Origin of the sequence: Alkalibaculum bacchi (genome assembly GCF_937875145.1) — a bacterium.
Classification (GTDB): domain Bacteria; phylum Bacillota; class Clostridia; order Eubacteriales; family Alkalibacteraceae; genus Alkalibaculum; species Alkalibaculum bacchi_A.
In genome coordinates this window covers 1-5,895 of the sequence record NZ_CALNCS010000152.1, presented here as the reverse complement: position 1 = coordinate 5,895, position 5,895 = coordinate 1, and the positions used below count along the sequence as shown (strand labels likewise).

Sequence of the window (5,895 nt, the reverse complement as noted above, 5' to 3'; positions counted from 1 at the left end):
ACATCAGTGCATACCGTGAAGGCGTTTTTGGTGCTAAAAAGAAATAAGGTATCAGGTAAATAAATCTGTGTTTAAGAAGAAATAGGACAAGACTTTTCATAAGGAAGTTTTGTCCTTTTTTGCATAGAAAACAATGATGGGATAATAGAAGTAATTATTCGTGTGGATGGAGGGATGAAACAATCGAATTGAAACATATAGATTGGTGGTTTATAATGAAGTTGTATAAATAATTAAAAGAATAAAACAAGATATAGATTGAATATTTCTAGATTTGAGGAGATGCGGTTATGATTAGTAGCTGATTTATAATATATTTACAATATGAATAATAATAGGTAACTGCATCCTATTTAAATTCTGCACTGTAATGCTTGTTTTTTGTAAGAAAAATAATTAAAATATCCAACAGTTGTTATAATTTGTATATAAAAAATATTGACAAATTTATTAAGTTATGATTATAATGATGTCAATATATATGTTATGTAATTATTTTGGTGCCTTTGTAGAGGATAATAGGGAAGCAGGTTCAATTCCTGCACGGACCCACCACTGTAACCGAAGAGTAATTTGCTAAATGCCACTGTTTCATTACGGGAAGGCGCAAATTTACGATGATGCGGAAGTCAGGAGACCTGCCAGATAATTATAAATATGTGAATAACGGTAAAGTTCACAGTCATTAGACTGTGGACTTTTTTTCGTGAAATAATGAGTGAAAACAGTTTAATGTTAGAAAAGGAAAACTCTAATTACTAGCTAAAACCTCACATACTAACCATACAATTGATAAAAATACCTTATTGATGGTTAATATGGATCTGAGTAAGCAGTATTAGGTTATTCCTTAACTATAAAATGAATAAGTAGCATAGCTACAAAGTTGATTAAAAAGGGAGGACTACTATGACCATCTTAGAAAGTGCTAAAAAACGAATCATTACAGATGAAATGAAACAAGTAGCAATTATTGAGGGGGTGAGTGAAGAATTTATTAGACGAGGAATTGCAAATGGCGAAATTGTCATTCTAAAAAGTAAAAATCATGTGAAGGCTGTACCAGTAGCTGTTGGCGCAGGCCTATCTACAAAAGTTAGTGCCAGCGTCGGAATGTATGATAAAAATGATACCGTAGCAAATGAACTAGATAAGATTTTTACTGCTGTCTCTGCTGGAGCAGATACAATTATGGATTTAAGCGTAATAAATGATATAGATACTATGAGAAGGACAGCCCTAACTACTATTACAAAACCAATGGGATCGTTACCATTGTATCAGGCTATGGCTGAGGCTAAGAAGAAAAAGGGTTCTTCTCTTGAAATGACCATAGAGGATTTATTTGAGGTTATAGAGAGACATGCAATAGATGGAATCGATTTCCTTGCACTTCACTGTGGTACCACCATGGAAGTAGTTAATAGGGTTAAGAAGGAGGGAAGACTTGATCCCCTAGTCAGTTACGGTGGCTCTAGATTAATTGGCTGGATGATTCATCATAATGTAGAAAATCCCTTATATGAAAATTTTGACAGACTATTAGAGATCGCATACAAATACGATATTGTTCTAAGTTTTGCAGATGCTATGAGACCTGGATGTACTCAGGATTCTCTTATTAGTTCACAAGTTCAAGAGTATATTGTTTTAGGTGATTTGATCACTAGAGCTAGAGATGCAGGAGTTCAGGTGATGGTAAAAGGACCTGGGCATGTGCCAATTGATCAGATAGAGACAACTGTTAAGATCCAAAAGAGTTTATGTAAAGGAGCACCTTACTTTGTTTTTGGTCCTTTGGTGACAGATACTGCTGTTGGTTATGACCACATCAGCGCGGCCATAGGCGGAGCGATCAGTGCCTATGCAGGTGCAGATTTTATCTGCTATGTTACTTCAGCAGAACATATAGGTTTGCCTAGTAAAGAACAAGTGCATCAAGGGGTTATAGCAGCTCGAATTGCAGCTCATGCAGCGGATATAGCAAAAGGTAATGAAAAAGCGGTAACATGGGATTTAGAAATGTCAAAAGCCAGAAAAAACCTAGACTGGGACAAACAAATTGCATTATCTATAGATCCAGAGTGTGCTAGACAAGTTTGGACGGAACGAAGTGATGATTTTTCATCAGAGTGTACTATGTGTGGCAAATACTGTGCAATGAAAATCGTTTCAAAATTCTTAAGCAAAGAAAAAGTAGGTTAGGGGGAATTCATTATGAATCAAATAGATGCAGCAAGAAGTGGAAAGTATACGGAAGAAATGGAAAAAGTAGCTCTTCAGGAAAATGTTGATATTGAATTTATACGGGAAGGGGTAGCCAAAGGAAATATTGTCATTCCTAAAAATAGATTGAGGGATCGTAAAAACATCTGTGGCATAGGAAGAGGATTAGATGTCAAAGTAAACGCTCTATTTGGAACATCTAGTGATCGAGATCAGATGTCAATGGAAGCGAAAAAATTAAAGATTGCAGAAGAAGCAGGTTGCCACTCATTTATGGATTTGAGCACAGGGGGAGACATTGATGGTATGAGAAAACAGTCTTTATCCCTTGCAACAGTAGCTATGGGAAGTGTGCCAGTTTACCAGGCTGGTGTGGAAGCCATTGAAAATAAGGGAAGTATTATCGATATGACTTCAGACGATTTATTTAACACCATTGAAAAGCACGCTGCAGATGGAATGGATTTTATGGCCATACACTGTGCGCTAAACTTTGACATGATTCATACTCTCCAAAAGACGGGCAGAGTCACAGACGTGGTAAGTAGGGGTGGATCCTTTTTAACAGGTTGGATGCTTGAAAATCAAAAGGAAAATCCATTGTACGAGGAGTTTGACCGTCTTCTAGAAATTATGAAGGCTTATGATGTGGTGCTCAGTATTGGAGATGCCATTCGCCCTGGTTCTACTGCAGATTCATTAGATCAGGCACAAATAAAAGGCTTAATGGTTGCAGTAGATCTTACAAAAAGAGCTTTAGAAAAAGGCGTTCAGGTAATGATTGAGGGACCAGGTCATGTACCACTTAATCATATAAGAACGACTATGGAACTACAAAAGAAATTATGCCACAATGTTCCTTACTATATATTAGGCTTTTTAGCTACAGATATCGCACCTGGTTACGACCATATTACCGGCGCAATAGGTGGAGCATTTGCAGGTATGTATGGTGCAGATTTCCTTTGCTATTTAACTCCGGCAGAGCATTTAGGTTTGCCCAATGAAGAGGATGTAAGGACAGGGGTAATATCTACTCGAATAGCAGCCAGGGCAGCAAATATCGCTCGCAAAAGACCCCATGTATTACAAAGTGAATACAATATGAGCAAAGCAAGAGTAGACAATGATATTCAGGGGCAAATAGACCATGCTATTTATCCAGACAAGCTAAAGAATGCCTTTGCAAGTGGTATACAGGATGTCAATGGCATAGAAGACGAGGCTATGCAAGTTGCAGCAAGATATTTTTTAAATAGGTAAAGCCAGTCACAAGAACTGCAGAAACAAAGAAGGGAATTGATAATACATTTCTGCAGTTTCCTAATATATGAAAAGGTTGAGGAGTGATTAGAGATGAATAGTCTCTTAAGTTATGTAACGGATATAGAACCTTTGGATGTGGCGTGGAAGGAGAGAGCGCACGAGTATTTAGAAACTTTGGCTATACCTCATTGGAGTTTAGGTGTGGTAATGGATATAGCCAAACAATTAGCTGCCATACAGAAGACGCTAAAACCAACTGTTGAGAATAAATGCGTCATTCTAATGGCAGGGGATCATGGGGTTGTAGAAGAAGGGGTCAGTGCTTGTAAAAAAGAGGTCACTATTGAGATGATTGACAATCTATCCCATAGGGGTGCTAGTATTAACGCATTGGCAGATACGGTTCATGCGGATGTGATGGTTGTTGATGTTGGCGTTGCAGTAGATTTAGATGACTATGTTAAACAGGGAACTGTAATTCCTTGGAAGATAGGATACGGTACTAGAAATATGAAAAAAGGACCAGCAATGACTCGTGAAGAAGCTGAGAAATCCATCCTAGTAGGAATTAAGGCTGTAGAAAAAGCGATAAATGAGAAATTAGCCCAATTAATTGCTACAGGGGATCTAGGCATAGGCAATACTACGCCTAGTAGTGCTATACTTTCTGTAATGACTGGCCAAAAGGTAGCAGATGTAACTGGTAGAGGTACGGGAATTGACGATAAGAGATTGAACAATAAAATTAAGGTTATTGAAAAGGCCATTGAACTAAATAAACCAGATCCTAATGATCCTATCGATGTTCTCTCTAAAGTAGGAGGATATGAGATTGGGGGCATAGCAGGGGTAATATTAGGCTGCGCATATTATAAGATTCCTGTTATAGTAGATGGTCTTATTTCTACTGCTGGAGCACTAATTGCCTATGGTCTAAACTGTAATACTGTAGATTATATGATTGCTGGACACAAATCCCAAGAACCAGGTCACAATTATATGTGGAAATCCTTAAATCTAAAGCCTTTACTGGATCTGGGATTTAGATTAGGTGAAGGAACAGGCGCAGCTTTGGCTATGAATATCGTGGAAGGGGCTGCTGCAGTAATCAATAATGTCTTGAGTTACGAAGCAGCAGGGGTGACACCAGGTGCTTAATTTGGCGACTAATGGCAATGGAGTGCAGTATTTACAAGACTTGGCTACTTCTTATTGGAGCTCAGAGGTTTTGTTTTCGGCAGTACAGTTAGACATCTTTTCTCATCTACAAGAGCCTAAGATCCACTTAAGATGTCTGAAAACAGTGGAGCAATTTTTGATCCCAATCAATCTATTATACGACTAAAAAGTCTTGGTCAAGTGTTTGATATCCCTATAGCAAAGTCCCTATTGTGAAAAATGCCACGTCAAAACGGCTAAATGCAACATCTCCCTTGTTTTCTAACAATCGTTTGTTATACTAAAAGTGAGAAATCGTGGATCATATCATAATGATATTATATTTGTTGTAAAGATGGAGTGATAGCATGAAAGTATTTCATTTTTTATTTAATTTTGTATTAACAACAGCTATACTTATCATTATGACTAGCCTTAATTTGGATAAGTTTGTATACTATGTTGTTACAGGATTTTTAATTAGCTTAACTGTATATATTGGACATCTAATATTTGACAATAAAAAGTTAGAGGACTAGTATATAGGATACGATAAACTGCAGAAATGCACCTCGAGAATATGACAATATCTAATTTTGAGAGGTGCATTTTTCACGGCATTTAGGATATTTTACATTTATTTACACTACGATTACATATTTTAGTATGATTTTTTTAATTAAACTCCATTTATTAGTTCGTAATTGTAGTACATTGCGTCGTGCAAACGGGCGACCAAAGGTGCGCCCCTACCTATTGGTATCTAAGTTGTAGGGGAGGTCTTTGACCTCGCGTGACGAACAGTTTTTATAGACTTTTCCACAATAATGAATTTATGCACGATGGAAAATATTAAAACAAAAGATTTAAAATTTAATTCTAAATAATTAAGGAATATTACACTTAAAAGGGAGATCTATATGGACGATTTAATAGAAATCATTTTAGAAATTATTATTAAGGTAGCTGTAAAAGGATCAAATTCAAAGCGAGTTCCCAAGCCAATAAGGTACATTTTGTTTGCCATAATTATGGCACTTTGTTTAAGTGTTATGGCGTTTTTTATTTATCTAATGGCAACTATGGATAGTAGCTTAATTGTTAAGCTTATATTTTTGGGAGTAGCTGTAACTATTGATATTTTCCTTTTTAGATTAATCAAAGAAATCATAATAAGAAATTGAGTATCATAATATGAGAGGTAGGTATTTGCGGAATAAAGCAAATTTTGATGTAAATATTTAC

The 5,895-nt window shown here is 36.4% G+C and carries 4 protein-coding genes and 1 riboswitch; all 4 genes read left to right on the top strand.

Annotated features, from left to right (window positions below; translation table 11 throughout):
- The first annotated feature begins 481 nt into the window (after positions 1-481).
- A riboswitch (cobalamin riboswitch) is annotated at positions 482-661 on the top strand.
- A gap of 248 nt (positions 662-909) precedes the next feature.
- A complete protein-coding gene (gene thiC, locus Q7P22_RS09315) occupies positions 910-2,205 on the top strand; it encodes a phosphomethylpyrimidine synthase ThiC (RefSeq protein WP_303863528.1) in 1,296 nt (431 codons plus the stop codon).
- A gap of 12 nt (positions 2,206-2,217) precedes the next feature.
- The gene (bzaB, locus tag Q7P22_RS09310) at positions 2,218-3,489 is read left to right on the top strand and encodes a B12 lower ligand biosynthesis ThiC-like protein BzaB (RefSeq protein WP_303863527.1); all 1,272 of its coding nucleotides are present in this window, start codon (positions 2,218-2,220) and stop codon (positions 3,487-3,489) included.
- Positions 3,490-3,582: 93 nt separating this feature from the next.
- The gene (cobT, locus tag Q7P22_RS09305; protein WP_303863525.1) at positions 3,583-4,650 is read left to right on the top strand and encodes a nicotinate-nucleotide--dimethylbenzimidazole phosphoribosyltransferase; all 1,068 of its coding nucleotides are present in this window, start codon (positions 3,583-3,585) and stop codon (positions 4,648-4,650) included.
- A 920-nt stretch (positions 4,651-5,570) separates the two neighbouring features.
- Positions 5,571-5,834, top strand: coding sequence for a hypothetical protein (locus Q7P22_RS09300; RefSeq protein WP_303863523.1), 264 nt, complete (start codon positions 5,571-5,573; stop codon positions 5,832-5,834).
- Positions 5,835-5,895: the final 61 nt, after the last annotated feature.